The sequence below is a fragment of the Corynebacterium kroppenstedtii DSM 44385 genome, from assembly GCF_000023145.1.
GTDB classification, from domain to species: Bacteria; Actinomycetota; Actinomycetes; order Mycobacteriales; family Mycobacteriaceae; genus Corynebacterium; species Corynebacterium kroppenstedtii.
Map to the genome: position 1 here is coordinate 660,449 of NC_012704.1, position 25,458 is coordinate 685,906.

The 25,458-nt window shown below is 55.4% G+C and carries 26 protein-coding genes, 1 tRNA gene and 1 pseudogene; 18 read left to right on the top strand and 10 right to left on the bottom strand.

The window, feature by feature from the left end; genetic code table 11:
• Positions 1–10: 10 nt before the first annotated feature.
• From CKROP_RS02710 to CKROP_RS02730, 6 genes and pseudogenes are all read left to right on the top strand, one after another.
• Positions 11–781, top strand: a complete 771-nt coding sequence (locus CKROP_RS02710; protein ID WP_012731208.1) for a lytic transglycosylase domain-containing protein — start codon at positions 11–13, stop codon at positions 779–781.
• 365 nt (positions 782–1,146) lie between these two features.
• Positions 1,147–2,430, top strand: coding sequence for a phosphopyruvate hydratase (eno, locus tag CKROP_RS02715; RefSeq protein WP_012731209.1), 1,284 nt, complete (start codon positions 1,147–1,149; stop codon positions 2,428–2,430).
• An 11-nt stretch (positions 2,431–2,441) separates the two neighbouring features.
• Positions 2,442–3,245 (top strand): FtsB family cell division protein, encoded by an 804-nt coding sequence (locus CKROP_RS02720; RefSeq protein ID WP_012731210.1) that lies wholly within the window; start codon positions 2,442–2,444, stop codon positions 3,243–3,245.
• 106 nt (positions 3,246–3,351) lie between these two features.
• Positions 3,352–3,714, top strand: a pseudogene (locus CKROP_RS11655) (DUF501 domain-containing protein); the annotation flags it as partial.
• 219 nt (positions 3,715–3,933) lie between these two features.
• A complete protein-coding gene (locus CKROP_RS11660; protein WP_041629165.1) occupies positions 3,934–4,890 on the top strand; it encodes a Ppx/GppA phosphatase family protein in 957 nt (318 codons plus the stop codon).
• Positions 4,891–4,980: 90 nt separating this feature from the next.
• A tRNA-Leu gene (locus CKROP_RS02730) sits at positions 4,981–5,054 on the top strand.
• Positions 5,055–5,308: 254 nt separating this feature from the next.
• Here the strand turns inward: CKROP_RS02730 and CKROP_RS02735 are convergent.
• A complete protein-coding gene (locus CKROP_RS02735) occupies positions 5,309–5,947 on the bottom strand; it encodes a hypothetical protein (protein WP_012731212.1) in 639 nt (212 codons plus the stop codon).
• A gap of 771 nt (positions 5,948–6,718) precedes the next feature.
• Here CKROP_RS02735 and CKROP_RS11665 point away from each other — a divergent pair.
• Positions 6,719–6,877 carry a PLDc N-terminal domain-containing protein gene (locus CKROP_RS11665; RefSeq protein WP_272867025.1) on the top strand — a complete coding sequence of 53 codons (159 nt, stop codon included), beginning with the start codon at positions 6,719–6,721 and terminating at the stop codon, positions 6,875–6,877.
• 190 nt (positions 6,878–7,067) lie between these two features.
• Here the strand turns inward: CKROP_RS11665 and CKROP_RS02750 are convergent, their stop codons facing one another.
• From CKROP_RS02750 to CKROP_RS02770, 5 genes are all read right to left on the bottom strand, one after another.
• The gene (locus CKROP_RS02750) at positions 7,068–7,247 is read right to left on the bottom strand and encodes a hypothetical protein (RefSeq protein WP_041628764.1); all 180 of its coding nucleotides are present in this window, start codon (positions 7,245–7,247) and stop codon (positions 7,068–7,070) included.
• A 905-nt stretch (positions 7,248–8,152) separates the two neighbouring features.
• Positions 8,153–8,896, bottom strand: a complete 744-nt coding sequence (locus CKROP_RS11670; protein WP_052292338.1) for an Ltp family lipoprotein — start codon at positions 8,894–8,896, stop codon at positions 8,153–8,155.
• Between the two features lie 25 nt (positions 8,897–8,921).
• Positions 8,922–9,458: a hypothetical protein gene (locus CKROP_RS11290; RefSeq protein WP_148209626.1), complete on the bottom strand. Its 537-nt coding sequence runs from the start codon at positions 9,456–9,458 to the stop codon at positions 8,922–8,924.
• Positions 9,459–10,177: 719 nt separating this feature from the next.
• Positions 10,178–10,552: a hypothetical protein gene (locus tag CKROP_RS10585; protein ID WP_012731217.1), complete on the bottom strand. Its 375-nt coding sequence runs from the start codon at positions 10,550–10,552 to the stop codon at positions 10,178–10,180.
• Between the two features lie 188 nt (positions 10,553–10,740).
• Complete coding sequence (locus tag CKROP_RS02770; RefSeq protein ID WP_012731218.1) at positions 10,741–11,349, bottom strand: hypothetical protein; 609 nt, start codon at positions 11,347–11,349, stop codon at positions 10,741–10,743.
• A 416-nt stretch (positions 11,350–11,765) separates the two neighbouring features.
• On the opposite strand from CKROP_RS02770, the gene CKROP_RS02775 reads away from it, so the two are divergent.
• A complete protein-coding gene (locus CKROP_RS02775; RefSeq protein WP_012731219.1) occupies positions 11,766–12,647 on the top strand; it encodes a Bax inhibitor-1/YccA family protein in 882 nt (293 codons plus the stop codon).
• Positions 12,648–12,865: 218 nt separating this feature from the next.
• Here CKROP_RS02775 and greA read toward each other — a convergent pair whose 3' ends face one another.
• Together greA and CKROP_RS02785 are read right to left on the bottom strand one after the other, a co-directional pair.
• Positions 12,866–13,372, bottom strand: a complete 507-nt coding sequence (gene greA, locus CKROP_RS02780; protein WP_012731220.1) for a transcription elongation factor GreA — start codon at positions 13,370–13,372, stop codon at positions 12,866–12,868.
• Positions 13,373–13,493: 121 nt separating this feature from the next.
• Positions 13,494–13,949, bottom strand: coding sequence for a DUF4307 domain-containing protein (locus CKROP_RS02785; protein ID WP_012731221.1), 456 nt, complete (start codon positions 13,947–13,949; stop codon positions 13,494–13,496).
• 354 nt (positions 13,950–14,303) lie between these two features.
• On the opposite strand from CKROP_RS02785, the gene mca reads away from it, so the two are divergent.
• The 4 genes from mca (at position 14,304) to uppS (ending at position 18,045) form a co-directional block, all read left to right on the top strand.
• The gene (gene mca / locus CKROP_RS02790; RefSeq protein ID WP_012731222.1) at positions 14,304–15,242 is read left to right on the top strand and encodes a mycothiol conjugate amidase Mca; all 939 of its coding nucleotides are present in this window, start codon (positions 14,304–14,306) and stop codon (positions 15,240–15,242) included.
• Between the two features lie 219 nt (positions 15,243–15,461).
• The gene (locus CKROP_RS11565; RefSeq protein ID WP_012731223.1) at positions 15,462–15,896 is read left to right on the top strand and encodes a hypothetical protein; all 435 of its coding nucleotides are present in this window, start codon (positions 15,462–15,464) and stop codon (positions 15,894–15,896) included.
• A gap of 28 nt (positions 15,897–15,924) precedes the next feature.
• Complete coding sequence (locus CKROP_RS02800) at positions 15,925–17,055, top strand: 3-deoxy-7-phosphoheptulonate synthase (RefSeq protein ID WP_012731224.1); 1,131 nt, start codon at positions 15,925–15,927, stop codon at positions 17,053–17,055.
• A 132-nt stretch (positions 17,056–17,187) separates the two neighbouring features.
• A complete protein-coding gene (gene uppS / locus CKROP_RS02805; RefSeq protein WP_052292454.1) occupies positions 17,188–18,045 on the top strand; it encodes a polyprenyl diphosphate synthase in 858 nt (285 codons plus the stop codon).
• A gap of 13 nt (positions 18,046–18,058) precedes the next feature.
• Here uppS and coaA read toward each other — a convergent pair whose 3' ends face one another.
• The gene (coaA, locus tag CKROP_RS02810) at positions 18,059–18,985 is read right to left on the bottom strand and encodes a type I pantothenate kinase (protein WP_041629171.1); all 927 of its coding nucleotides are present in this window, start codon (positions 18,983–18,985) and stop codon (positions 18,059–18,061) included.
• A 117-nt stretch (positions 18,986–19,102) separates the two neighbouring features.
• Between coaA and glyA the strand changes: the two genes are divergently transcribed.
• The 4 genes from glyA to CKROP_RS02830 all read left to right on the top strand — a co-directional run bounded on the left by glyA (position 19,103) and on the right by CKROP_RS02830 (position 23,751).
• The gene (gene glyA / locus CKROP_RS02815) at positions 19,103–20,449 is read left to right on the top strand and encodes a serine hydroxymethyltransferase (protein WP_012731227.1); all 1,347 of its coding nucleotides are present in this window, start codon (positions 19,103–19,105) and stop codon (positions 20,447–20,449) included.
• Between the two features lie 2 nt (positions 20,450–20,451).
• On the top strand, positions 20,452–21,078 hold the full coding sequence (locus tag CKROP_RS02820) for an isochorismatase family protein (protein ID WP_012731228.1): 627 nt from the start codon (positions 20,452–20,454) through the stop codon (positions 21,076–21,078).
• 604 nt (positions 21,079–21,682) lie between these two features.
• Positions 21,683–22,858 carry an acyl-CoA dehydrogenase family protein gene (locus CKROP_RS02825; protein WP_012731229.1) on the top strand — a complete coding sequence of 392 codons (1,176 nt, stop codon included), beginning with the start codon at positions 21,683–21,685 and terminating at the stop codon, positions 22,856–22,858.
• A 65-nt stretch (positions 22,859–22,923) separates the two neighbouring features.
• Positions 22,924–23,751 carry an enoyl-CoA hydratase/isomerase family protein gene (locus CKROP_RS02830; RefSeq protein WP_012731230.1) on the top strand — a complete coding sequence of 276 codons (828 nt, stop codon included), beginning with the start codon at positions 22,924–22,926 and terminating at the stop codon, positions 23,749–23,751.
• A 19-nt stretch (positions 23,752–23,770) separates the two neighbouring features.
• Here the strand turns inward: CKROP_RS02830 and CKROP_RS02835 are convergent, their stop codons facing one another.
• Entirely contained in the window at positions 23,771–24,115 is a 345-nt protein-coding gene (locus tag CKROP_RS02835) for a DUF5997 family protein (protein ID WP_041629173.1), read from the bottom strand.
• Positions 24,116–24,293: 178 nt separating this feature from the next.
• Here CKROP_RS02835 and CKROP_RS02840 point away from each other — a divergent pair, with 178 nt between their 5' ends.
• Together CKROP_RS02840 and CKROP_RS02845 are read left to right on the top strand one after the other, a co-directional pair.
• Positions 24,294–24,911 (top strand): LysR family transcriptional regulator substrate-binding protein, encoded by a 618-nt coding sequence (locus CKROP_RS02840; RefSeq protein ID WP_012731232.1) that lies wholly within the window; start codon positions 24,294–24,296, stop codon positions 24,909–24,911.
• Between the two features lie 27 nt (positions 24,912–24,938).
• On the top strand, positions 24,939–25,445 hold the full coding sequence (locus CKROP_RS02845) for a GNAT family N-acetyltransferase (RefSeq protein ID WP_041628767.1): 507 nt from the start codon (positions 24,939–24,941) through the stop codon (positions 25,443–25,445).
• Positions 25,446–25,458: the final 13 nt, after the last annotated feature.

Consider the following 25,458-nt stretch of genomic DNA (forward strand, 5'->3'; position numbering starts at 1 on the left):
GTTCTGGGTTATGAAATCTGCACGTACCCTCATTGCTGTTTTCGCGGTGTTGGCGCTGGTCATCGTCACTATTGGTTGGTTGGTATCCCACGTCCATACCGATAGTTCGTCGATGCGAAAGCCGATTCCATCGGACGTTCCGCCGCCGAATGGGGTTGCGGCTCCGGCAGTCGATACGTCCAAGCACACGCGCACGTCGGAAGAATTTCGGACCTGGGCGGAGCCGATTTCGAAGAAAACCGGCATTTCTGTTGAAGCCTTGAGCGCGTACGCGAATGCGAATGTGGTGGCCCGCCATTCGAAACCGGGGTGTCATCTGGGTTGGACGACGCTGGCTGGTCTGGGCTGGGTAGAAACCCGCCACGGCACCTACAACGGGCACCATTTTGATTCGGTTTCCATTGATTCCAATGGCGACGTTAAGCCGCACATTCGCGGCGTTCAGCTGGACGGTGCACCCGGTTTGGAGAACCTGCCCGATACCGACAATGGCGAACTGGACGGCGATAAGGAAAAGGACCGGGCGATGGGTCCCCTGCAGTTCATTCCCCAGTCGTGGGAGAAGTATGGGGTTGATGCCAATGCGGATGGTAAGGCTGACCCCGACAATATTGATGATGCTGCAGTCGCGGCAGTGAATCTTTTGTGCGATTTTGATCGTGACTTATCGACGGCGGACGGGTGGAAATCGGCCGTGCGCTCGTACAATAACTCGGCGCAGTACGTGGAGGATGTGCGGCGAGCGGCTGCCAATTATTCGCTCCAACAGAAGCCGGCATAAGTCCTGGCGATACGTAGATCGCGGTGTTCGCGCTACGTCGAATACATTGTTCGTGCGACCCTGAGGGCCGTTTATGGGCGTGTTCTTGGACACAGTCCAGCCCGCCAAAATGTCCGTTTACGTTTATAAATATCCATTTATGCAGGATAATTGTTGTTTTGTGCCCGGTTTGTAGGGTGACCGTCATAACGGAGTGACCTTCATCATGGATGCCATTATTTCGGGATCGTGCCACAATAGAAGGCGTAGGTCGCGCTGCGTCCTCGCCATCATGTGCTGTGTTAGCCACAGCGTTGCCGGTGGCGTCTGTTGATTGCGCGGGGCCCTGATTAGATAGGTTGTAGTCGAATAAACAGGAGGCCATTGTGGCTCAGATTATCGATGTTCAAGCTCGCGAGATTCTAGACTCACGCGGCAACCCGACTGTTGAGGTTGAGGTTCTTCTTGACGACGCTTCGTTCGGCCGTGCAGGCGTTCCGTCCGGTGCTTCCACCGGTGTTCACGAGGCTCACGAACTCCGCGACGGTGGCGACCGCTACCTGGGCAAGGGCGTTCGTCAGGCCGTCGAGAACGTCAATGAAAAGATCGCTCCGGCAGTGACCGGTCTTGAGGCTGACGACCAGCGCCTCGTCGACAAGGTGATGTTGGATCTTGACGGGTCGGACAACAAGTCCAACCTGGGCGCGAACGCGATCCTCGGTGTCTCCCTGGCTACGGCGAAGGCCGCTGCCAGCTCCGCCAACCTCGAGCTCTTCCGCTACCTCGGCGGCCCGAACGCTCACGTACTCCCCGTACCGATGATGAACATCGTCAACGGTGGTGCCCACGCGGACTCCGGCGTCGACGTCCAGGAATTCATGATCGCTCCGATTGGTGCAGATTCCTTCCGTGAGGCTCTCCGTATGGGTGCGGAGGTTTACCACAACTTGAAGTCCGTCATTAAGTCCAAGGGTCTGTCCACGGGTCTTGGCGACGAGGGTGGCTTCGCTCCGTCGGTTGATTCCACTAAGGAAGCTCTGGACCTCATTGCTGAGGCTGTGAAGAAGGCCGGCTACAAGCTCGGCGAGGACATCGCTTTCGCTCTGGACGCTGCATCTTCCGAGTTCTACGACAAGGACAAGGGCGTCTACAACTTCGAGGGCGGCGAGCACAGTGCCGAGGACATGGTCAAGGTCTACGAGGAGCTCGTCGAGAACTACCCGATCGTGTCCATCGAGGACCCGCTGCAGGAAGACGACTGGGAGGGCTACACCAAGCTCACCGCCGAGATCGGCGACAAGGTCCAGATCGTCGGCGACGACTTCTTCGTCACCAACCCGGCTCGCTTGAAGGAAGGCATCGAAAAGAAGGCTGCGAACGCCCTGCTGGTTAAGGTTAACCAGATCGGTTCCCTCTCTGAGACTGCCGACGCTGTGCAGCTGGCTCAGAACAACAACTACCGCTGCATGATGTCCCACCGTTCCGGCGAGACCGAGGACACGACCATCGCTGACCTTTCGGTTGCTTACAGCTGTGGCCAGATTAAGAGCGGTGCTCCGGCTCGCTCTGAGCGTGTTGCTAAGTACAACCAGTTGCTGCGCATCGAGGAATTCTTGGGCGACGCTGCCGTTTACGCTGGGCGCTCAGCTTTCCCGCGCTTTAACGGCTAAGATCACAGCCTATGGCACGTACACCTGAATCAGGATCGCCGGCAGGATCGGATTCTCTCGCAGCAGGGGGAGAGCGCGATCACGCCGATAGCGCTACTGCAGCGTCAACGGCTGCCGACCATCGCATGAATGGTCGACAGGTCGGCAAACCTGATGAGGGTGTCACTGCGTCCGATTCCGACGCTGGTGTTGAGTCAGATACCGCGTCGGAACGTAAGGGTACGTTGCCCAAGCCGGCGCGTCAGTCGCGTCGGCGTCGTGCGCAACGTCGATTGCGTGAATTCCGCTTCGGCGGGAGCCGTAAACAGTGGGTGTTGACTGTTCCTAGTCAACAATCCGCGGTAAGGCTGATTATTTTGGCCTGTCTTGTGGTGGCGATGACGATGACTGTTGCCCCGCCACTGAAGTCATACTTTCAGCAACGTAGTGAGTTGCAACAACTTCATATTGATATAGCTCACCAGGAAGAAGAGAAGACTGAGCTGCAAAAACAGCTGGATCTGTATAACGACGATGATTTCGTCAAAGAGCAGGCTCGGCTGCGACTAGGCATGGTCGAGCGGGGGGAAACGTCCTGGCGGATTATCGATCCTTCGATTACGACGGGCGCCCCGGAGGAATCGGATTCGAAGAAAGACGAACACCAGGATCCGTGGTACACGCAGTTGTGGAGTTCGGTCCGCGAGAAGCCGTCGGATAAAGAGCAGCACGAGGACGAAGCACCATCATTGGGTGTTCCGACGGTGAATGATCCGGATCCGAACCGTCAAGCGCCGGCACCGGCTAACGCGAACCAGGTTCAGCCTGGGAATTAGGTCCGGCCTACGAATTCGGCCTGGGGATTAGGTCCGGCCTGGGGGAGAATTAAAATAAGTGGACATGACGAGTTTCTCCGGAGTGTCCGACGACGATATGGCCATCATGACCGACCAATTAGGGCGGCGTCCCCGTGGTGCTCTCGAGGTGGCATATCGCACTCCCGATGGTCAGCCGGCTGTCGTGACGACGGCCCCCCGGCTGGACGACGGTACCCCTTTTCCGACGCTGTATTACTTGACTGACCCGCGTTTGACGGCGGAGGCATCGCGACTCGAAGTCGCTGGGGTCATGAAATGGATGACCGAGCGGCTGGAAACCGATGAGGCGCTGGCCGCCGATTACCGGGCCGCGCACGAAAACTACCTGAGCGTCCGCAACAGTATTGAGGATTTGGGAACCTCCTTTTCCGGCGGCGGAATGCCCGATCGGGTGAAGTGCCTGCACGTTCTCATGGCTTACGCTCTGGCGGAGGGGCCTGACACCGTTCGCCTGGGCACCGAGACCGTCGCTTTAGCGCTGGCCCAGAACCCTGAGCTGCGCGGAACTGCCCTTCCGGATCAATGGCCGACGGTAGAAGAACTGGGGATTAGCCTGCCCATGGCTACCGATTCGACGCTCGAGGCTCAGTCGGCGGAATCGAGCAACGCCCCGAACAAGACACCCGGCACGCTCTCTTTAGCTGCCGTGGATTGTGGTACCAATTCCATCCGCCTCCTCATTACTGACGTCGATGCGCAGTCTGGTTCCGTTGTGCGCGAGGTTACCCGGAAGAACACGATTGTTCGTCTGGGCGAGGGCGTCGATAGTTCTGGGCAATTGTCGCCAGCTGCGATTGAGCGGACTCGGGTTGCGCTGCGCGGATATGTCGACATGATGCTCGATCATGGCGTGAGTGCGGTCCGCATGGTGGCGACGTCAGCAACGCGGGATGCGTCGAATCGGGATGATTTCTTCGCCATGACGAAGGCCGAGCTCGGTCGGGTTGCTCCAGGGGCGGTTGCCGAAGTGATCGAGGGCACGGAAGAAGCGCGACTGTCATATCTCGGGGCGACGATGGATGTGGATGCCGAGGGGCGCGTCGTTGTTATTGACGTCGGTGGCGGTTCGACTGAGTTCGTCGTGGGGGACAAGGATGGGGACGTTGTGGGGGCAGTGTCGACCCAGATGGGTAGCGTCCGGTTGTCGGAGCGCTTTTTGCACACCGATCCTCCGACGAACGCGGAGTGCGCGGCAGCGCGGGAGGTCGTCGACAAGAATCTGCGTGAGGCTGCGGAAGAATTGCCTCTTGCTGACGTGGCGACAGTTGTTGGTTGTGCGGGTACTTTTACGACGGTCTCCGCAGTGGTTCAGGACTTGCCTGAATACTTGCCAGAAAAGATTCACCTTTCGACGCTTGACGCGGACGATATTCTCGCGACGACGGCGAAGGTTCGCGCGGAGACGGTGGAGCAGAGGAAGGCGCGGCCACAGATTTTGCCTGGTCGAGCCGATGTTATCGGTGGAGGAACGCTGATTATTGACGCGATTGTGGAGTTCTTCCACGCTAAGGCCGGCATCGAACAGATCACCGTGAGCGAGAAGGATATTTTGGACGGGATTATTGCTGGATTAGCCAGGCGGCAAGTGTCTTTTGAGGCGTGACCACGGGATTCTGTGTCTGTGGGGTAACGCGGTAAGATGAGGCTCGCTGTTGTGCTCACCGGTGTGGTTCGGTGTGCTGTCAATGGCGGTGCCCCTATAGCCCAATTGGCAGAGGCAGTGGACTTAAAATCCATTCAGTGTGGGTTCGAATCCCACTGGGGGCACACCACCCCCTAACCTGTTGTTGCAGGTCAGGGGGTATTTTTTGTTTGTCAAGTCGGGGTTTTAAGCGTTTGTGGTTCTATTTTGGTTCTACGCGAAATAGACCGGCCGTAGTCTGTCCTACTCAGTCGAAATTGCCCTCGAACGCAACTGTACAGCGTCTTTGTTCGGTGTCGCGGTTTCGAGAGTTGAGTATGGCCCACCCTGTGCAAAACCGAATGCGACTTCGGGTGGCCAGTGTGCCCTTGTAGTCGGTTTAGTAGGGGCTCCATTGAGGATTTTCTTCACCTACGCGGACAATGCACACCAAATTCTTTTCGTCTGCTGTGGTTCCAGTGCTTCCGGCTCCATAGTTGGTGCAATATGCTCCTTCTGTCACATTGGTCACGCCGTAGGTTGGGCCGGTGTAGTTAGCCAAGTCGGGGTCTATGTCTTCAGGCTTGAGGTGCATGTGGCGTTGCATGGTGGGAGTTTCGCCGGGTTCGATGTCTTCTGGTTGGTAGGTTGAGCCGCTGTTATCTGTGGTCTGCGTTGCTGGTGGTGCTTTGTGGAATCCGGCTGCTTGGGTTTCCACAGTTTTCTTTTGCGTAGCGTGTTGGCCAGTGGATGGCTGCTGTGCGTGGTTCTGTGCGGTTTTGTTGTTTTCTTGTTTGTGGCTGTCGGAGTGCTTGTCGACGTTGTCCGCTTTGTTTTGGCTCGTTTGCGTTTCTTTTTTGGGGTTGTCCTGTTCTGAGGTGGGCGTGTCGCTGCCGGGACTGGTAGTTGAGGGCAGTGCGGTGGTGGCTGTTGATGCTGCTTCTTCTGCAGTTTGTGCGGTGTTTTGTGAGGTGCAAGCGGTAAGCGGTAGTGCCACAACTAGGGCGGTGAGGGTGGCGCCCACAAGTTGTTTACGCATGGTGAGATGTTCCTTTCGTGGTGTGCCCACACTTGTGATTGGGTTGAACAGGTTGGACAAGTTTTCCTTGTCAGCGGCTAGCCATGCGTCGTGAACGATCAAATGTGATGGTTGTTGGCCGTTGATCCGACGTTGAATAGCTTTCGGTGTTTTCTCGACGAGACGTACAGGACTTGGCCGTCTTCAGTTTGATTGATTAGTTCCTGTCCGGTGCGATTGAGTTTGTTGTCAGTGCCTTGGATTTGTTGTGCTAATAGCTCGTTCTGTCGCTTCAGCTGTTTAATCGTGGCTGACTTTTGGCCGAACATGGGTGAGAGTCTCCGGTCTTAGTGGTGAGCTATGAAAGTCTTCGCGCCACACTTCAATGAGATGTGCCGCGACGTTTAGTTCGTAGGCTATCGTCCCTGGTTAGGAGCAGTATATTAGCTCTGCACTCTTGTATTCGTAGGGGCCGATTAGATCGTTAACTGCGAAGCTGCCGGGTCCGTACCGTTTTACCCCTGGGCACCCCCTCGACTCGACAGTCGTGTTAGGGGAGAACATGGTGTAGTTCGTAGGAGTCTAATCCTCGTTCCACTTTAATCCCCTCATGACCTTGGTTAGTGTGGGGCTCAACCGTTTACATTGCTTATGGTCGATTGATTTGACTGTCTTAGGAAAAGGGTTTTAATTATTTTCGGATTGTCTTTAGTAACCATAGCCGCCACTAGCGAAGACTGGGGATCAGTGGCGCTGTTGATTGGGGTGGTAGTGCTTATTGCGATCCCGCTCGTGATCTTTATTGGCGGTCTGGTCTCAATCGTGTCATCGAGCCGCTATACCGTTTTTGGAAAAATAATCTGGATTGTTGTTACATTCGCCTTCCCCATCCTGGGGCCGATTGTGTGGTTTATATGGGGGCGGAACGCGGAATCGATCGTAAAGAATTAGTGCCTCTGACGTGCTATTTCGTCCGTTTCTTCTATGTTTGTCACGGATAGAGCACATGGGCTGTGAGCGGGGCTCGGTTATTTGTTTCGGGTTCACCAACAGAGGCTCAATGCCATTAAGCCGCTTTATTTCCGACGAATGTGGAGTAGGCCCACTGTATTGCTCCATTTCGACGCGTGCAGGATTCGCATTATAAATCCAGGTAAGCCTGAGTGATCCGGTTCTGAATTGTTCGGTCGATCTTGCGGTATGCACGGAATGTCCGAGTTGCGTTTCTCTGGTGTGCTTCGCTCTCCGCTTGTTTGATCCGTGAAGTTTGGTCCATGCTGATCTGAGACATGCTCCTCAGGATCATTCGGATCGTATTCATGGTTCATACCGTACCGAAATTTAATGAACTGTTCCTTATTCTATTGTGTTTGCCCGGGATTGAGATCCCCTCCGAGCTTTATTAGTGCCTTATCCACCGCGTGGGGATGTAGCTTACACTGTGGCCCCGAACAGCCTGTTTGTCGAAAAATTTCAATCCTTCTTCTGGACCGTCGTTGAACGCAATGTGTATCAGGCCGTGGTGAGTCACAGTACAACGTTCGCTGTTGCTTTCCGGGGCAAGTTCTGCTTGTCATTCGGTGATCTCATGAGAAAGAACTGAGCCATGTGTGAATAAGTTCAAATGACTGCTTCACCAGTATTGATAGTGCCCATGACGGTTTGCACGGTGATCCAGAAAAATTGCCGCACCGTCTTCAGGCCCGCCGCCAGTGCGGGAAAGGGGGCGAGCCCGACTAGGAGGTGGGCTCTCAGTCATCTGTAGATGAACCGTGCACATCACAGAGATAAGCCATAGCTGTTTTGTGATGCTCGGGGTCTTAGTCGGTGCTTTCGCCGGTGATGCTTGCCCCGGCATAATCACGTGATTGGCTGGTCATGAGATCGAAGGTTTTCTGTGGCACAGGGTTATTTAATTCTCCAACTGTGCCCACAGTCCTGGCAGACGCACATCTTTCGATTTTTAAATTTTTGAGAGCTGCCACCTTTTGATTTCTTCCAGACGAGATTCGACATTCCCAGCGTGGACACGGCCATGAGGCCACGTGCAGCGTTGTTCGTGTGACCTGCGATTCCTACGCCGGTATGACGTACTCTTCCCGCCTCTTGAATCATGCTTATTTGAACATTATCGCTGTAGCATTGTGTACATTGCATTGCAATTCCTTCTTCTGTGATTCTGTTTGTCGGAAAACTCTCAAACTAGTGAAGGTGATCGATTGCGTATTATGCTTGGTCAGGAGTGAATTTTTCCCCGTAATCGCTGGTCAGTTGGTCGTAGATCGCGTCACGAGACATATTCATCGTTTTCTCGTAGTTTTTCGCGGATTTCAGCGCTTGTTCATTCCAATCGACGTCTACGTGATCGACCGCATATTGCGCAGCGTCAGGCGAGAATTTTTCCCCGTAATCACTGGTCAACTGCTCGTAGAGTTTGTCCTTAGAAAAACCCGCCATTGTGGTGTAGACCTTGGCTTTAGCTAGCGCCTTCTTCTGTTCAGCAGAGGAGGATGATTTACCACTGTCTGTCGTTGGAGCCGAGACCTTTGTGGAAGTTTCTTGTGGGGCAGGATTTGGAGCTACTGCGTCGGCAGTATCATTTGCAACCTCCTGGGTTGGAGGCTCCGTGGAAGCGCTTTTCCCTGTGGTAGCTGTACTGCTATCTTTCGCGTTTGTGTCACTGCCGGATCCACCAATTGCCATAGCGGCGATTAGCGCGATGGCAGCCACCGGTGCAACGACCTTCCAGTTTCTTGGTGTGTGCTCCCCAGACTGTTGATCCTGAATACGGCGAGCGGCGACGTAGGAGAGAAGTGCAGCGATGATAGCGAAGAATAAAAATCCGCCCATCCTGCTGGATGCGTTGCCACCAGTAAACAAGCTGATAATCGCGAATAATGCCATTAGCCACCAGGCAACAACGATAGCTTTGTCCTTACCGGTCTTTGTGTTTGTGGGGACGATCTTCATGAGAAGCTCTCTCTTTCGTAATGGATTACTGGTAGGGGTCGGTGTCTCGGCAGTACTGTTCATCGTGGGATGAGATACAGTCCATCCACCAGCTTTGGATCTCTCCAGAGCTTGGCCCAACCTGCGGTGGTTGGGTGGTTACGGGCCGCTGGTTTGTCATTTGGGTGGCACAGTGCTGCGTCCACCCTGAGGTCCCGTCGGTGAAAAATGTGGTTCCGGTTTCGTGTAGTTGGGGATTTCCGCAGCTGCTAATTGTCTTGTTGAGAAGATGTGGGTGATCAAACCCTGGTGCCCCGGTGTAGCCAATGACGCCATCAGACTGAGTCTGAGTTTGTGTGACAGCGGGTTCCTCTGTTGGTTCAGCCGACGGATTAGCGGCAGGATTTCCGGCTTGTGTTGGTTCGGATGGTTTGCTGCTGGACGAGGCAGGTGCCGAGCTGGTTGATGCCGCCGTCGCTACGGAAGAGGACTTTGTGTCGTTTCCGCCGTTGTCGGTACAAGCCGAAAGAGATAGCGCTGTGAGTAGTGCGGCGAGGGCGACGCCTTGAAGTCGTTTGGGCATGATTAGGTGTTCCTTTGTTGCGCTGTCCACACCTGAATTAGGTGGATAAGTACACCTATTGCTTCAGCTATACCCCAGGGGTTAGGGGCAGTGGATCAGCCTGGCAACTCTATATTCGCCCGGGATAGTCAGGACGTTAGCTGAGAAAATGTCAGCTTTACGTCTTTTCCCGTCGCATCAGCGCTTCACTTGTACTGTTGTGAACGCAAGTATGCAGGCTAGCTCGTGTTCGAGGTGGTAGTGCTAAGTAAAAGTGAATGTTTCGAACGTCTAATGGGGGTATTCTTGTCCGGCAATTCTCCCCCGTTTATGACCTGGTGGAGATTGTGGTGGCTAAAAGGTGCCGGCAAACGGACGCGACCTCATATTCTCGGAAGATAATGTAGAACGAGCTATCGATTTTCGGAGGGTCTGAGGATACCGCCGAACCGGCAATGCTGAATCTCGCTACACGCCGTTCCTAATGATAACCGCCATTTATGAATGGCAATTATTGGTAAAGAAGACTTGGTTCATCATTTGCCGGGCAATGGGCACATTAACGATGAATAACTGCTAACTAGGCGGATCGTACTTGAAATCCTGTTTATTACGCCTCTAAAAGTGGGAACCTTTCTGACGGCACAAAACAAATCTAAGAAAACTTCTTTCAAAACAAAAACCGCCCACAGTGGGCGGTATGGAATCGAACTCACTTGATCGTGAATCCTGAATCGATTTTATTTGGCAGCGTTGTCCTCGGCAGGTAGGCAGCCGGCTAGGCCACCGGTGATGCCTCCGCCAAGGCCACCGATAACTGCGCCAACAATATTGCCAACACCGGGGCCGAAGACAGTGCCGGCGGTAGCGCCTGTCAAGATTCCGGTAAGCGTTCCACCGAGTGTGCTGAGCGTGCACTTGGCAACATAAGCCTTGTGCTCAGCACCATCAGTGCCGACGTCCTTTTGCTGCCCTGAGGAGGTTGCGGATTCCTCCTGTTGTGTTGAAGCTGCAGCAGGAGTTGACGGAGCTTCTGCCGCGTGCGCAGCTGGAGCTCCGACGGTGAGTGCACCTGCGAGGGCCAGACTACCGAGGATAGCCTTTGTATTCTTCATTACGGTGTCCTTTCAGAGGGATGGGCACGCCACCGCACGTCTACCTAGTCGATGCAGGTTAAACGAGTTCGACGGCGACATGTCTAACATATATTAACCCCCGGTTAGATACCACCCCCTGCGAGCTAATTCATACCGACTACCCCTCTCTTTACGGAGATTTTACGGGTCAATTTCCCCGAGCGATGTTATTTCCAGGGGACCCACTTGGGGTTGGTGCTGTCTGAACATCGGAGTGGCTTTCCTTGTTCTGTTTGTCCAGTGGCCCCGCGATCAAGTTCTGGACCGCACGGAGAGTTTTCCACGACGGGATATTTTACGGTGAAGTTTTCCCACGGCTGCAAATGATAAGTCTCACTGGGCTGTGTATCTTCTTGGCTCGGCTGCTGGTTTTGCGCCTCGGCTTGCTGGTTGCCACCATCGTTATTAGGTGCCGGGGCTGGCGCAGCAGGCGGGGCGGGATTATCTTTAGGTTTATTGTCGTCAATCTTGTTGTTGTTCAGCTTGTTCTCCGCCTTGTTCTTGTTCTCTGTGCCTTTATCTCCGTCTTTATTGTCTTTGTTGTCGTTCTCTTTGGTAGGTTCGTCTTTCTCATCTGGGTTCTCGGCGCTCTTTGGCTCTTCTGAAGAAGGGGACTCAGAGGACGGTGACAGAGAAGGCGAGGATGACGACGGAGACGTGGTCACGAGCGATGTTGACGTTGATGACGATGAGTTGTCGTGAGAACAGCTAGTAAGAACCAACGTCGCGGCAACGACAGCGGAACTGAGTACGACGGTGGAGCGGGAAAGGTGCATAGTGTTTTCGTTTCCTTAACGTGTTTTTGTGACTTCGTAATCTCGTCGGATATATCGTAAATGCTGAGGTTCGTTACCGCTTGCTGTGTAAGTGGTTTCGCGGTGGGTAAGCCCCGTACTCTACATCGCCTCGTCGCTCTAAACCGTTATGGGGGCACAGCGGTTTCTTGGTTATTCCGTCTTTTCTGATAAGGGGCGGGAACAAACCTTCTACTTTGTCCGTTACTCTTAACGACGAGCCGTTGTATCTGTCTTCGGCAACGCAGGTGCCAGCCGAGCCTCATCTGTTGAGTTCAGCTCGGCTCTGAGATACCGCGTGGTGGCGAAGATAGTTAACGCAAATATGGTGATCACCTATAGTGGTCACCACGATGACGCTTAATGAGTTAAGTGCACGATGAAAGGATTTACCCCCCGTGCGTAGTTCAAATCCATACTTCAGCTCTCTGACGGAAGAACGGAAGCGTGAAGCCCGTTCCAGTCAAGGCGAGTACGTATTCGGCCAAGGCCAAGACGCCCAGCAGTTCGGCCAGCGGGGTGCATCGATGGCTGGTGCCCAGCAGTTCGGTCAACAGACCATGCAGCAGCAGGCCCAGGGCACAACTGCAGAGCGCGGAATGACCATTGACGACGTTATCGTCAAGACCAGCATTACGCTCGGGGTCATTATCGTCGGCGCCGTCATCAACTACATGCTGTCCCTGTCGAACCCCCAGGTCTCCAGCCTGCTGACCATGGTTGGTGCGATCGGTGGACTCATCATGGTCATGGTGTCGACGTTCGGTAAAAAGTTCGGCTCACCCGTCGTTACTCTTCTTTATGCCGCTTTCGAAGGCCTCTTTGTTGGTGGGCTGACCAGCGTCTTTGCGAATGTTATGGTCAGTGGCGCGAATGCCGGCACCATCATCGGTCAAGCCGTGTTGGGCACCATCGGCGTGTTCATCGGCATGCTGATCGTTTACCGGACCGGAGCCATCCGCGTCACCCCGAAGTTCAACCGAATCATGCTGGGTGCACTCGTTGGTGTGCTGGTTCTGGCGCTAGGCAACATGCTGCTCGCCGTCTTCACTGGCCACAACCCTCTTACCGACGGTGGCCCGCTAGCCATCGGTTTCTCGCTGCTGTGCATCGGCTTGGCTGCGCTGAGCTTCCTGCAGGACTTTGACACCGCTGATCAACTGGTTCGCGCAGGTGCACCGTCCAAGATGGCGTGGGGAGTTGCCCTCGGGTTGGCCGTGACGTTGGTCTGGCTCTACACCGAGATCCTCCGCCTGCTGTCGTACGCGAACAGGAACTAGCGCAAGATCATTGATCCCACCGCGGTTCTTCGTGGTGGGGAACGTGCCGGCCAGCATCGTTCGTTGGCCGGCATTTTTGATATCGAGATATTGAGACGCCAGGCACACCGAGAGAACAGATACATCGAGAATCCGACTCAGTGTTCTGGCAACAAGAAAGCCCTCCGTAACCATTCACGGAGGGCTTTTCGCGTCGCTGTTAAAGACGCGGTAAAGAATTACTTCTTCGACTCGTCGTATGGCTCGGCCTTGACGATCGTGACCGAAACCGTCGAACCATTGGGAGTCTGGTATTCGCGAGTTTCTCCCTCTTTCGCTCCGACGATAGCCGCGCCGAGCGGGGCGTCGGTGGAGTAGGTTTCCAGGTCGGTGTTGGATGAATGAACACCGCGGGTACCGATGAGGAAGGTTTCAGTGTCATCCTCGTCACCGTCGTAGTACACGTGGACAACGGAACCGACGAGGGCAACACCGCTTTGGGAAGGTGCTTCGCCGATCGTTGCGGAATCGAGTAGCTCTTCGAGGTAAGCGATGCGGGCTTCCTCTTGCCCCTGCTGCTCGCGAGCTGCGTGGTAACCGCCGTTCTCTTTCAGGTCTCCCTCTTCGCGGCGCTCGTTGATCTCGGCAGCGATGACGGGGCGGTTAGCTTTAAGATCGTCGAGTTCCTTCTTCAGACGGTCGTAGGCTTCTTGGGTTAGCCAACGGGTGTTTGTATCCTCAGCCATGTTTATTCAGCCTCTCAATCGTTGCGGTCTATGAAGATTCCATGAAGATAAAATGCTTCGATTCGTATAACGCAGTGCATGGTACCACTGAGATGGTGGATTCAAAGCCAACGACGGCGGCTTATGTGTCCGAACCGTCGAGATAGCCCGGAATCTCCGTTGAGCACCCATATTCTTTCCCGGCGACCGCTCGAGCACGTGTGGGAATGGCCACCTTAAAGCGCTCGGTCTTCTCGCCACCCGACGGGATCATAAACTCCCGACGCCCGACCTCGTTTTTGTCGTAATCCAGCGCGGTCACGATGCAATACGCTGCGCGAGAAGCGTCGTCACGTGTGACGTCGACAGTAAAATTCAGGAGCGAATCGTTGGGGCGGTCAAAACCTGCCGACGAAATAGAGACGTCGGGGGAGGACTCGTTGCGCCACTGATTCCACATGTATAAACCGCTGATGACCAGCACGAGAACAACGCCGATAATGATGACTTTGCCGGAGATCGATGCCGACCGTGATGAGCCATAACGTTGTTCTTCGATGGTCTGGCTTGTGGGCGACTGGGAATCCTGGTCGGTCATGTCTCCTATAGTACGACAGGAGTTACCGATGATAGAGCTGCAGGGGATAGCGTCGCAGCGCTAGTTGAAAACCGCCGACATTCGACGTAAAAAGTGATATCACAGAAATGAGTGTTGCAGGTTGGCCATGGGGTAGTCGCGGGCAATTGCACCGTCCTGGTGACAACCATTTCGTGTTATCAACTTTGGATATCAACTTTGTTTGCAACCCTTATGTGGATTTCTTGCTGGTACCAAATATCTTGGTTATACCCGATGGTGTGAGCGCGTTAAGCTCGTACACCAGTGGCTCACCACAGCTATCAGCGGCTCAACGAGCCCAATTAATTTATTAACAAACTCGGAGGATATGTCATGACCGGATTTCGGCTCTTAGCAATTCACGCACACCCGGATGATGAATCTAGTAAAGGGGCAGCGACGTTAGCCCGGTACGCCAATGAAGGCAATGAAGTTATGGTCTTGACCTGCACTGGTGGCGAGCGTGGCTCGATCCTTAACCCTGCCATGGACCGCCCCGAGGTCCGCGAGAACATGATTGAATTGCGTAAGAAAGAAATGGCCAAAGCTGCCGAAATTCTGGGAATTAAGCAGCGCTGGTTAGGTTATGTCGACTCCGGTCTGCCTGAGGGTGACCCGCTGCCACCGCTGCCGGAGGGCTCATTCGCATTAGCTAATACAGAGGAAGCCACGGCAGACGTCGTTGAGGTCATTCGTGATTTCCGCCCGCACGTCATGATCACGTACGACGAAAACGGTGGATACCCTCATCCCGACCACATCAAGACCCACGCGGTATCTGTCCGCGCATGGTTGCGCGCCGGGGACCCGGACTTCCACCCAGAAAAGGGCGAGCCGTGGGTCGTGTCGAAAATGTACTACACCCACGGATTCGTGAAGAGCCGGTTCCTTGCCCTTCACAACGACTTCATTAATCGCGGACTGCCTAGCCCGTACCAGGACCGCGTCGATAAAGCCGATGAGTGGCCGGATTTGATGGAACGGGTGACCACACAAGTCAATGTGGCAGATTTCTTCCACAAACGCGACGACGCACTCCGCGCTCATGCCACGCAAATCGATCCGCACAGCCGGTGGTTCGCGGTTTCGCCTGAGGACCAGAGAAGAGTGTGGCCGACTGAGGAATTCGAGTTGGCTGCCAGCCGCGTGGACACGTCGCTTCCGGAAAACGATCTGTTTGCTGGCATCGATCCTGATCACCAGCCGGACAATGTTCCGGGGATGGTGTCCGAAGCTGCTCGCCAAGAATATTCCCAGGGCGACGACGACTAGCCTGTCGCGATAGATCGTCACCCCGCTTTAGTGCGCGCGCCGTCGATATCACGGCCACCGTCGATGACATCGCTTTTCGACGGTGATGTCACAGGTTGGGCGCAACGACGTACACTATTCCCGAGGCTAATCCGCTGTGTCTTTTCCCCGCTGCGTTTTTCGGTTGCGGCGGAAGCGCCGCGTGGTTAGTCGGACGGTCATGAAAAAGGAGCAGGAGTAGTGGCAGTGATCATGGGATATCACGTAGCAGCAGAGTTGGTGTCTCTCGGCGGGGCGAAACTCTCTACGATGTCTACTCACCTGGCGGTTACTACGGGAGGGATCCTCGCCCAGCAGGAAAAGGGCGGTCCGCTGGGGCCTGAATTCGGTAAAGCGTCACCGGTGGGTCTTCTTATACTCATTGCGCTTTTAGTCGTCGTTATTATTCTTGGCCGTTCAGCGACGAAGCGAATTAAAAATTTAAACCGACGCCGCGCATTCGCCGAGAAAGAGGGCATCGACGTCTTTGACGCCGAAGAAATCGATCGCCGTATGGCCAAAAAAGGTCTACAAGACGTCAATGCGAATTCGCGTTTTCCGGAAGTTCGATTGAAACATAAATCACGGCCGACACAATCGCGGTCGAAAAAAGCAGACGGAACAACGGATAAATAGAATCTAGCTACGATCGTTTACTTTTCTTATGCGCCCTATTTCTGGAACCTCGCCTGTCGCATCGCATAATGCCGCGACCGTCACATCTGCTCCGCGTACCGACGTCTCACCTGTTCGCCTTTTACCGTCGCCTCGGGAACTCCGACACGACATTGATTTGGATGTGGATGCCCGCCGGTTAGTCGAGTCGAGCCGGCGAACTATCGCGAACATTATTCACGGGCGGGACCATCGTTTGCTCGTTATCGTCGGCCCGTGTTCGATTCACGACCGCGATGCAGCCTATGACTACGCCACCCGGCTTGCTGAGCAGGCACGACGTTATTCCGACCGCCTCTTCATCGTCATGAGGGTGTATGGCGAAAAGCCTCGCACAACGGTGGGATGGAAAGGGCTTGTCAACGACCCCGACCTCGACGGGAGTGGGGATATCACCCGGGGTTTGGCTCTAGAGCGAGAAGTATTTCGCGACGTTCTTTCCTTGGGGTTGCCGACGGCCACCGAGTTTGTGGAACCGCTCGCAACGAGCTACATCTACGACGCTGTCTCCTGGGGCGCCATCGGAGCGCGGACCGTCGAGAGCCAAGTACACCGCCAATTAGCGTCATCGCTGCCCATGCCCATCGGATTCAAAAACGCCACTGACGGCAGTATTCAGCAGGCCATTGATGCGATTCGGGCGGCATCGGCGGCCCATCGTTTCGTCGGGGCGGATGACGACGGTCGCGTCGGAGTGATTAGCTCTACCGGCAACGCGGACGGCCATGTGATTCTCCGCGGCGGCGAATCCGGGCCGAATTACGGAACAGAGAGCGTCCTCACCGCCACTGATCGGCTCACAGCAGCCGGCCTGCACCCGGCAGTGACTATCGACGCGTCACACGGAAATTCTGGCAAAGACCACATCCGCCAGCGTGCCGTCGTCACTGATATTGCTGAACGGATCGCTGAGAGTGAACCGGGAATCAATGGTGTGATGATGGAATCCTTCCTGGTCCCAGGCAAACAGACCCACGATGAGGACATGATCCGTCGGCATGGGAAAGAGGCTTTGAAATATGGCCAATCAATAACCGACGCCTGCATGGGGTGGGATGCCACGGTGAGTGCGTTCGATGAACTCGCCCGTGCCGTTCACACGAGGGGACACAGCAGATAGGCGTACCATATGAGCGTGACTATTCCGCCCAACACTCGCTGCGATGATGGCCGCGCGCCCGAAAGCCGGCTGGTGTCATCAGTGCGCCAAGCTGGGAAACGTGCTCGTGCCGCATGTAAACGCGTTGCCCTCATGGCGACCTATCCGTTGTACGAGGCCAGCTTGGTGAGGGCACTTCAGGGGAAGCCCGTACCCCGGCACATCGCCGTCATGTGCGACGGTAACCGACGGTGGGCGCGGGAAGCCGGGTTTATCGACGTGAGTCACGGCCACCGCGTCGGCGCGAAGAAAATCAGTGAGCTTGTTCAGTGGTCCGGTGAACGAGGGGTTGAACTTGTCACTATTTACCTGCTGAGCACGGAGAACCTCCACCGCGATAAGGCTGAGCTGGAACTTTTGTACAGAATCATTGGGGATGTGTCCGATGAATTGGCGAAATCGAAGTTAAACGCACGGCTTCGTGTGGTGGGCCACCGCGATATCCTTCCCGATGCGCTCACTGACCGTCTTGCGGCGAATGAAAAAGCGACCGCTGACCATACCGGAGTCTGCGTCAATATGGCCGTTGGTTATGGTGGCCGGCAGGAAATAGTTGACGCCGTGAGGTCCTTGTTGGAAGACCGGGTTAAAGAGAAGCATGAGGCATCTCGGGAATCCTCGGCGAAGGACGACGAAGGCGCCCATCAGGTTGATTCGGCGTCCTCGTCCAAGGCCAGCGAATTGGGGGATGACCAGCGGTTCTCTCTTGACGACATAGCGGAAGCAATCACCGTACAAGGAATCTCTGACCACTTGTACACCTCTGGCCAGCCTGATCCGGATCTTGTTATCCGCACGTCCGGGGAACAGCGGTTGTCAGGTTTCCTTTTGTGGCAATCGGCATATTCGGAGATTTGGTTCACTGACACGTATTGGCCAGCTTTTCGACGGGTCGATTTTCTCCGCGCATTACGCGACTTTTCACGACGGAACCGTCGGTTCGGCCGGTAACACGTGTCAATCATCACACTTTACGCATGCGAACGCGCTGCACAGAGTGATCTTCGCCCTTCATGAGCACCAAAGACGCGCGGGGTCGCGTCGGCAAGACATTTTCCGTCAAGTTCGGCAAATTGACCCGTTGCCAGATTTCACGGGCTTCTCGGATGGCGGTGTCGTCGTCAAGTTCGGCAAAATGGTGGAAGTGCGCGTCGGGATCGGAAAATGAGATATGTCGCAATTGCAAAAAGCGATCCACATACCATTGTTCAATGTCACGGGGATGGGCATCGACATAAACGCTAAATTCAAAGAAATCAGACACCATCAACGTCGGGCCTGTTTGAAGAACATTGAGCCCTTCAATAATTAAAATATCCGGCCGGTCAACAGTAATAAACGTATCGGGAACAATGTCATACAACTCGTGGGAATACACCGGTACGCGAACGTTACGGGAGCCGGCTTTCACGTCGGTAATAAACCGCAACAATGCACGGCGGTTAAAACTTTCGGGATATCCCTTTCGATCCAAAGTACCGCGTCGCGTTAACTCGGCAGTGGGATAAAGAAAGCCGTCCGTTGTGACCAGATCAACCTTCGGATGAGAATCCCACCGCTGAAGCAACCTCTGCAACAAACGAGCTGTCGTCGATTTACCGACGGCGACGGACCCTGCAATACCAATGATGAAAGGGATATGGGGAACATCTTCCCCCAAGAACGTCGCTGTCGCCTGCCCCAACCGTTGATGGGCCTCCACCTGAAGATGGATGAGACGCGATAACGGCAGATAAACCTCGGTCACTTCATCCAGCGCAATGTTCTCACCCACACCGCGGAGCTCTTTGACCTCGGCTTCGGTCAGCACCTGAGGTTGAGACATGCGCAAGCGTTTCCATTGGTGTCTGTTGAATTCCAGATAGGGGCTGGATTCAGTCGCACGTGACATGTCTTCCATTGTGCCCCGCCGAATGACCTATCTCATAAGTGGGGTACATAATCGATACTCCCATTAAGCTATGGGGTAGTTCTGCACACACGCCATCCCCAGCGAGGAAGGGCCTTCATGAGTAATTCTTCATCACGCACGACCCCGTCAACCGCTAATACCCCTGATCAGCTACTTAATCAGCCTTTATCCCAGCTCGACCCCGAGGTTGCCGACGCCATTGCCGGCGAATTGAGCCGCCAACGGAACACGCTCGAGATGATTGCGAGTGAGAATTTCGTTCCCCGAGCGGTCCTTCAAGCCCAAGGCTCGGTGCTGACGAACAAATATGCGGAGGGATACCCGGGGCGTCGGTACTACGGTGGCTGCGAAAATGTGGACATCATTGAGGACCTCGCCAGGGACCGTGCCAAGGAGGTGTTCGGCGCGAAGTACGCCAATGTGCAGCCCCATTCCGGTGCTCAGGCGAATGCGGCCGTGCTGATGGCCATCGCGAAGCCGGGCGACACGATCCTGGGCCTTTCCTTAGCGCACGGGGGACATTTGACCCACGGAATGAAGCTCAACTTCTCCGGAAAGCTGTATAACGCGGTCGCTTATGAGGTAGACCCCACGACCATGACCATCGACATGAAGAAGGTCCGCCAGCAGGCTCTGGAGGAAAAGCCCTCCGTCATTATTGCTGGTTGGTCCGCCTACCCACGGCATGAGGATTTCGCGGCGTTCCGGGAGATCGCCGATGAGGTGGGCGCCACATTGTGGGTGGATATGGCCCACTTCGCGGGGTTGGTGGCTGCGGGTCTGCACCCATCTCCGGTTCCGTACGCGGATGTTGTCTCTACGACGATTCATAAGACCTTGGGTGGTCCTCGGTCGGGAATGATCCTGACGAATGATCTCGACCTCTTCAAGAAGATCAACTCGGCTGTTTTCCCAGGCCAGCAGGGTGGTCCTTTGATGCACGCGATTGCCGGGAAAGCTGTCGCGATGAAAATTGCGGGATCAGAGGAATTCCGGGATCGTCAGCGACGAACCATCGCCGGAGCCCGTATTTTGGCCAACCGTCTGACTCAGGACGATGCGGGTGAGGCGGGTATCGACGTCCTCACCGGCGGTACCGATGTTCACCTCGTCCTCGTTGACCTGCGTCATTCGTCGTTAAATGGCCAGGAAGCTGAGGATGCCCTCCATGATGGGGGAATCACGGTGAACCGCAATGCGGTGCCCTTTGATCCGCGTCCGCCCATGGTCACCTCTGGACTCAGGATCGGGACGTCGGCCCTGGCGACCCGCGGATTTGATCAAGAAGCATTTGGGGAAGTTGCCGACATTATCGCGGAGACGCTGATCAGCGGCCATCAAGGCAAGTCCGACGAAGTCCGCGATGAGTTACGTCAGCGGGTTGAGGCCCTAGCTGCGAAGTTCCCCCTCTATGACGGCCTGGAAGATTGGACACTGATGTAATCATGCGCGATACGAATAGTTCCTTACGCACACACCGATGCTTAGTCATTGTCGACGTTCAGAATGATTTCTGCCCAGGTGGTGCCTTGGCCTGCGAGGGCGGTGACACCGTGGCCACGGGAATCTCCGAGTATGTCCAGCGTCCGGACGTGGCCGCCAAGTATGACTTCATTGTGGGAACTAAGGACTGGCACATCGACCCTGGTTCGCACTTTGCACCACCCGGTGTGGAGCCCGATTTCGTCGAGACGTGGCCCGTCCACTGCAAGGTCGGCACCTCGGGGGCTGAGTCGCACCCCAACCTCGACGTTTCATCTGTCGACTATTGGTTCCTGAAGGGCGAGTACGAAGCTGCCTATAGCGGTTTCGAGGGCTATCTAGAAGGAACCGACGAGGCCTCGGGCGGCGGGCAACCAGAGAGGCTAGGCCCCTGGTTGCGTAAGCAGGGGATCGAGTCGATCGACGTCTGCGGGATCGCGACAGATTTCTGCGCGAAGGCGACGGTGCTCGATGGAATTGCGGAGGGATTTACCGTGACCCTTCTCCCGGATTTATGTGCAGGTGTCGCCCCTGAGTCCAGCGCGAAGGCCGTGGAAGATATGAAGCATGCAGGTGCGTCTGTACGCTAGCTTGTGATTCTGATAAGTGAAACGGCACTGTGATGGTTGACGAGGCCATCACAGTGCCGTTTCTATTCCGGAGGTCGATATTGGCGACGACAGTGCTGGTGTCCTCGGCGCCTGGAGGAGGTGACGAGCGCTGAGGGAAGGCAGATCAGGAAGGGGAGAAGAGGAATGACCCTTGCCGATCGAACCAGCACAACCAGTATCGATTTTCATCACTGTGCACCACTCTGAGATGCTCCGCCTACCTAGGGAACCCCTGATGTCCCCGGGTGGTAGAGCGTTCTCGAACATCCCGCTGCGGTACGACCTTCAATTTAGCCTTACCTAAAGCAATCCGTCAATGATTTAAGCAACTTATTTGTATCAATAATTGAAATCGCCTGGTCAGTGGGATTTTGACCAATCTAATCCGGGGGTAATTTTTACCCCCGGCCTTCTTATCTGACCATGTCGGGATTGAGAAATAGCACTCCTAAATCTGTGACATGGGTTACGATCGCATGTAAATCATGACCTACCACCTAAAGTAGTGTTCACGTCGCGGTCACTGTCAGACCTCGAAAACTGCTGCTAATCGCAACAAAGACAGATAAGGAGCGCACATCCCATGAAGAACTTCTTACCTCGCACGATTTTCGATGACGAGCACAAGATGTTTCGTGAAACCGCCCGTGATTTCGTCGCCAAGGAAATCACCCCTCATGTTGATCAGTGGCATGAACAGGGCTATTGCGACCGCGATATGTACAAAAAAGCCGGTGAACTCGGACTTTTAGGAATTACTGCCGACGAAAAATTCGGCGGTGGAGGCATGGACGACTGGCGGTTTAATGCCATCCTGTCGGAAGAGCTGGCCCAGTCTGACTGCGGTTCGGTCATTGTTTCCGTGCAGACGATCAATGACTTGGTCGTTCCGTACCTCGAGCGCTTCGCCAATGACGAGCAGAAAGAGCGCTTCCTGCGTCCACTTTGTGCTGGTGAGAAGATCGCCGCTATTGCTATGACGGAGCCGGGTGCCGGCGCTGACCTGGCGGGAATCCGCACGCTTGCTAAGAAAGACGCCGACGGCAACTACATCGTGAATGGTGCCAAGACATTCATCTCCAATGGTGTCCAAGCAGATTTCACGATTATCGTGGCCGTTACTGACCCTGAAAAGGGCCGCGCCGGTGTTTCGCTCCTCATTGTTGAGGACGGTATGGAGGGGTACACCAAGACGGGGCCGCTGAAGAAAGTCGGCCTTAAGGCGCAGGACACCGCGGAATTGTCCTTTGAAAACGTCACCGTTCCCGCCGAGAACCTCCTCGGTGAGGAAGGTGCCGGCTTCGGTTACCTGAGGCACAACTTGGCGCAAGAGCGGCTATCGATTGCCGTTGGCTCTGTAGCGACTTCACGCCGCGCTTTCGATCTCGTTTACCAGCACAGCCAGGACCGTAAGACGTTCGGAAAACGACTGGTTGACCACCAGGCCTACGGGTGGATGCTCGCCGAAATGGCAACCAAGATCCAAGCTGCTCAGTCCTTCGTCGACGCCTGTATCGAGGCAAAAGTCAAGGGCGAACTGGATGAGACGACTGCGGCGATGGCTAAGTGGTGGACCACGGACCTGCAGGTCGAAGTGGTCAACAACGCGCTGCAAATGCATGGTGGCTACGGCTTCATGATGGAGTACCCGATTGCTACGCATTACCTGGATACGCGCGTGCAGCCAATCTACGGTGGCCCGAACGAAATCATGAAGGAAATCATTGCTCGTCGCCTCGCTAAGGGCGCTGGCAAGTAAGGCACGACGAAACCACGGTGCGGTGAGCGGGCTCCGCATTCCCTACGGCAACCAGAAAGGCTGTTATGTCGGACGAACGCGACGTGGTGGGCGTCGATAACCTGGATGTTGAAACAGGACAACCAACCAGTGTGGCCGAGGCTGCCTCGGGCGTTGTGCGTGTGATCACGCTGCGGCGGCCAGAGGGATATAACGCCATCAATAAGGCACTTCGTACGCGTCTCCGCGAAGAGTTTGAAGCGGCCACTGACCCGAGCGTCCGCGCCGTGCTTCTTACCGCTGAGGGGAAGTCTTTCTGCGTCGGGCAAGACCTGAAGGAGCATCTCCAGGACTTGTCCACTGGGCAGGGAATGGGCAAGGTTGTCGACGAATACAACCCCATGGTTGAGGCCTTACTCGGTATCAAAGTCCCTATTGTTGCGGCTATTTCTGGACCAGCGGCCGGCGCAGGGTGGTCCTTAGCTTTGAATTGTGACTTCCGCATTGCCTCCAGGGGAGCATCCTTCACGGCGTCCTTCGCTGGCGTCGGATTGGCCTCCGATTGCGGGCTCTCCCACACGCTCACATCCATCGTCGGACCTGCCAAGGCTCTGGATCTGTTGTGTCGCGACCAGCAGCTGACAGCTGAGCGCGCGTATGACCTGGGACTTGTCACCGAGGTCACCGACGACGACCGAGCTGACGAGGCCGCGACCACGTTCGCCCTCGCGTTGGCGAATGGCCCAACGAAGTCGTTCTGCGAAATCAAAAGCCTGGTGAGAGATGAACAGGCTGTGATGTCCGCGGCCGCCCGGGAGGCGGATGCTCAAGCGCGGCTAGCTTTCACGGAGGATCATCAAGAGGCAGTGCGATCCTTCGTCGAAAAGAGAAAACCTCAGTTCAAAGGGCGGTAGTTGCGTTACCCTACACGCATTACTTATGGCTTTCGTTGGCAGCGTGACGACGCTCGCGTTCCTCTGCCAACGACTTCCGCTCTTCCTGCAGCCACTCGGGTTGATCGCTAAGAAGATCGTTAATTTCGGCAGTGGTGAGCGGTTTATCCATGTCATTGCGCTTCAACGCTGCTGCAGTGACGCCGAGCTTCCGCGCGACTTCTGCCCGAGGGTGAGGCCCATTCGCCCGCAAATCTTTCAACCACTGAGGCGGATTGTTCTGTAAACCCACGAATTCATCATGGGTAAGTGCCGTCTTCTGGAACTCCTCAGGCGCCGCAGGGAGAAAAATACTCAGCTTCTTCGCCGCCGTCATAGGCTTCATGCGAGTACTTGATGGCTGCGCCCCGGGCGTGTGATCACTGTGCGAATGAGTATCGTTCATGCGCACCAGAGTAATGCATAAGTGGTTCCTATCCCGACGCTCTCAGTGCTGAGTTGGCGTTCTTCAATTCGAGTCGCGTACCGTGCCGGGCGTGGGCCTCGTACGTTACGATCTGTTCATGACCGAATATCTCAAGGTCGCCTTCGTTCCGGGCCTTCTTCCCGACAAATGGTTCCGCAGGTTTGATGAACGCCACGGTGGTGCGTCGCGTGGTGCGAATCGTCGTGTGCGTATTGCGTCCGCTGCCGCTGACGATCCGCTTCCTTATGTCCTGCACGGGAAGGCCGACGTGGCGTTCGTCCGCATGGATAGTCGCGGACGTGAGGGCGTCGTCAAGGATGCTGAAGCGAGGGGTCAATCGATCCACATCATTGAGCTATACGAGGAACAACCCGGCGTCGCAGTACCCAAGGACAACCCCATCGCGCTGTTCCCGCAGGTCAGCTCGCAGGATTTAGAGGACGAGAAGATCATGTGGGCACCTCAGCCGCCTGATTTCCCGGTTGATATTGCCGACGTTCGTGCCGCGCTTGAGGTTGTTGCCGCGAACGTCGGTGTTGTTATCGCGCCCCGCCCGTTGTTGAGGGTGATTAATAAGCGAGGAGTGAAAGACGTCGCTTTGAGTGATGGGCGTCCGACGCAGCTGGCCATGGTGTGGTTGCAGTCTTGTGACAACCGCGACATACAGAATCTCGTCGGGATCGTGCGGGGACGCACAGCGCGGTCGTCGCGATAGCTTGACGGGATGGAACAATAGAGCGCTATGACAGCATCGTTCAAAGGAACTATCCGCCTTATGACGCGCGACGATTATCCAGACGTGGCACGTATCCACCAGGCAGGGCTGAATACAGGCAACGGTGCATATGAAGCCTCGCCGGTCACGTGGGAGGAGTTCGTCGACAAGAAGATCCCTGAGCTGTGCTTCGTCGCGGAAGATGAGGGGACAATTCTTGGGTGGGTTGCGCTCATGCCGTTCTATCATCGGCCGTCCCTGACTGGTTTCTTAGAGGACTCGATTTATATTGATCCGGCTGCGTCGGGACGTGGAGTGGGTACTGCGCTTCTGGAGCACTCTGCCGCGAAGGCGAAGGAGTGGGGCGCATGGACCATCACCGGATGGATTTTTGAGGACAACTCCGCGTCTCAAGCGCTGCATGCGAAGGCGGGGTTCAGGAAAGTGGGCACACTCCAGCGTCACGGGTGGATGGATTATGGTCCGTGGTCGGACCGATACCGCCAGTGCGCCATTTACGAAAAACTCCTGTAGAACAACCTGGGTC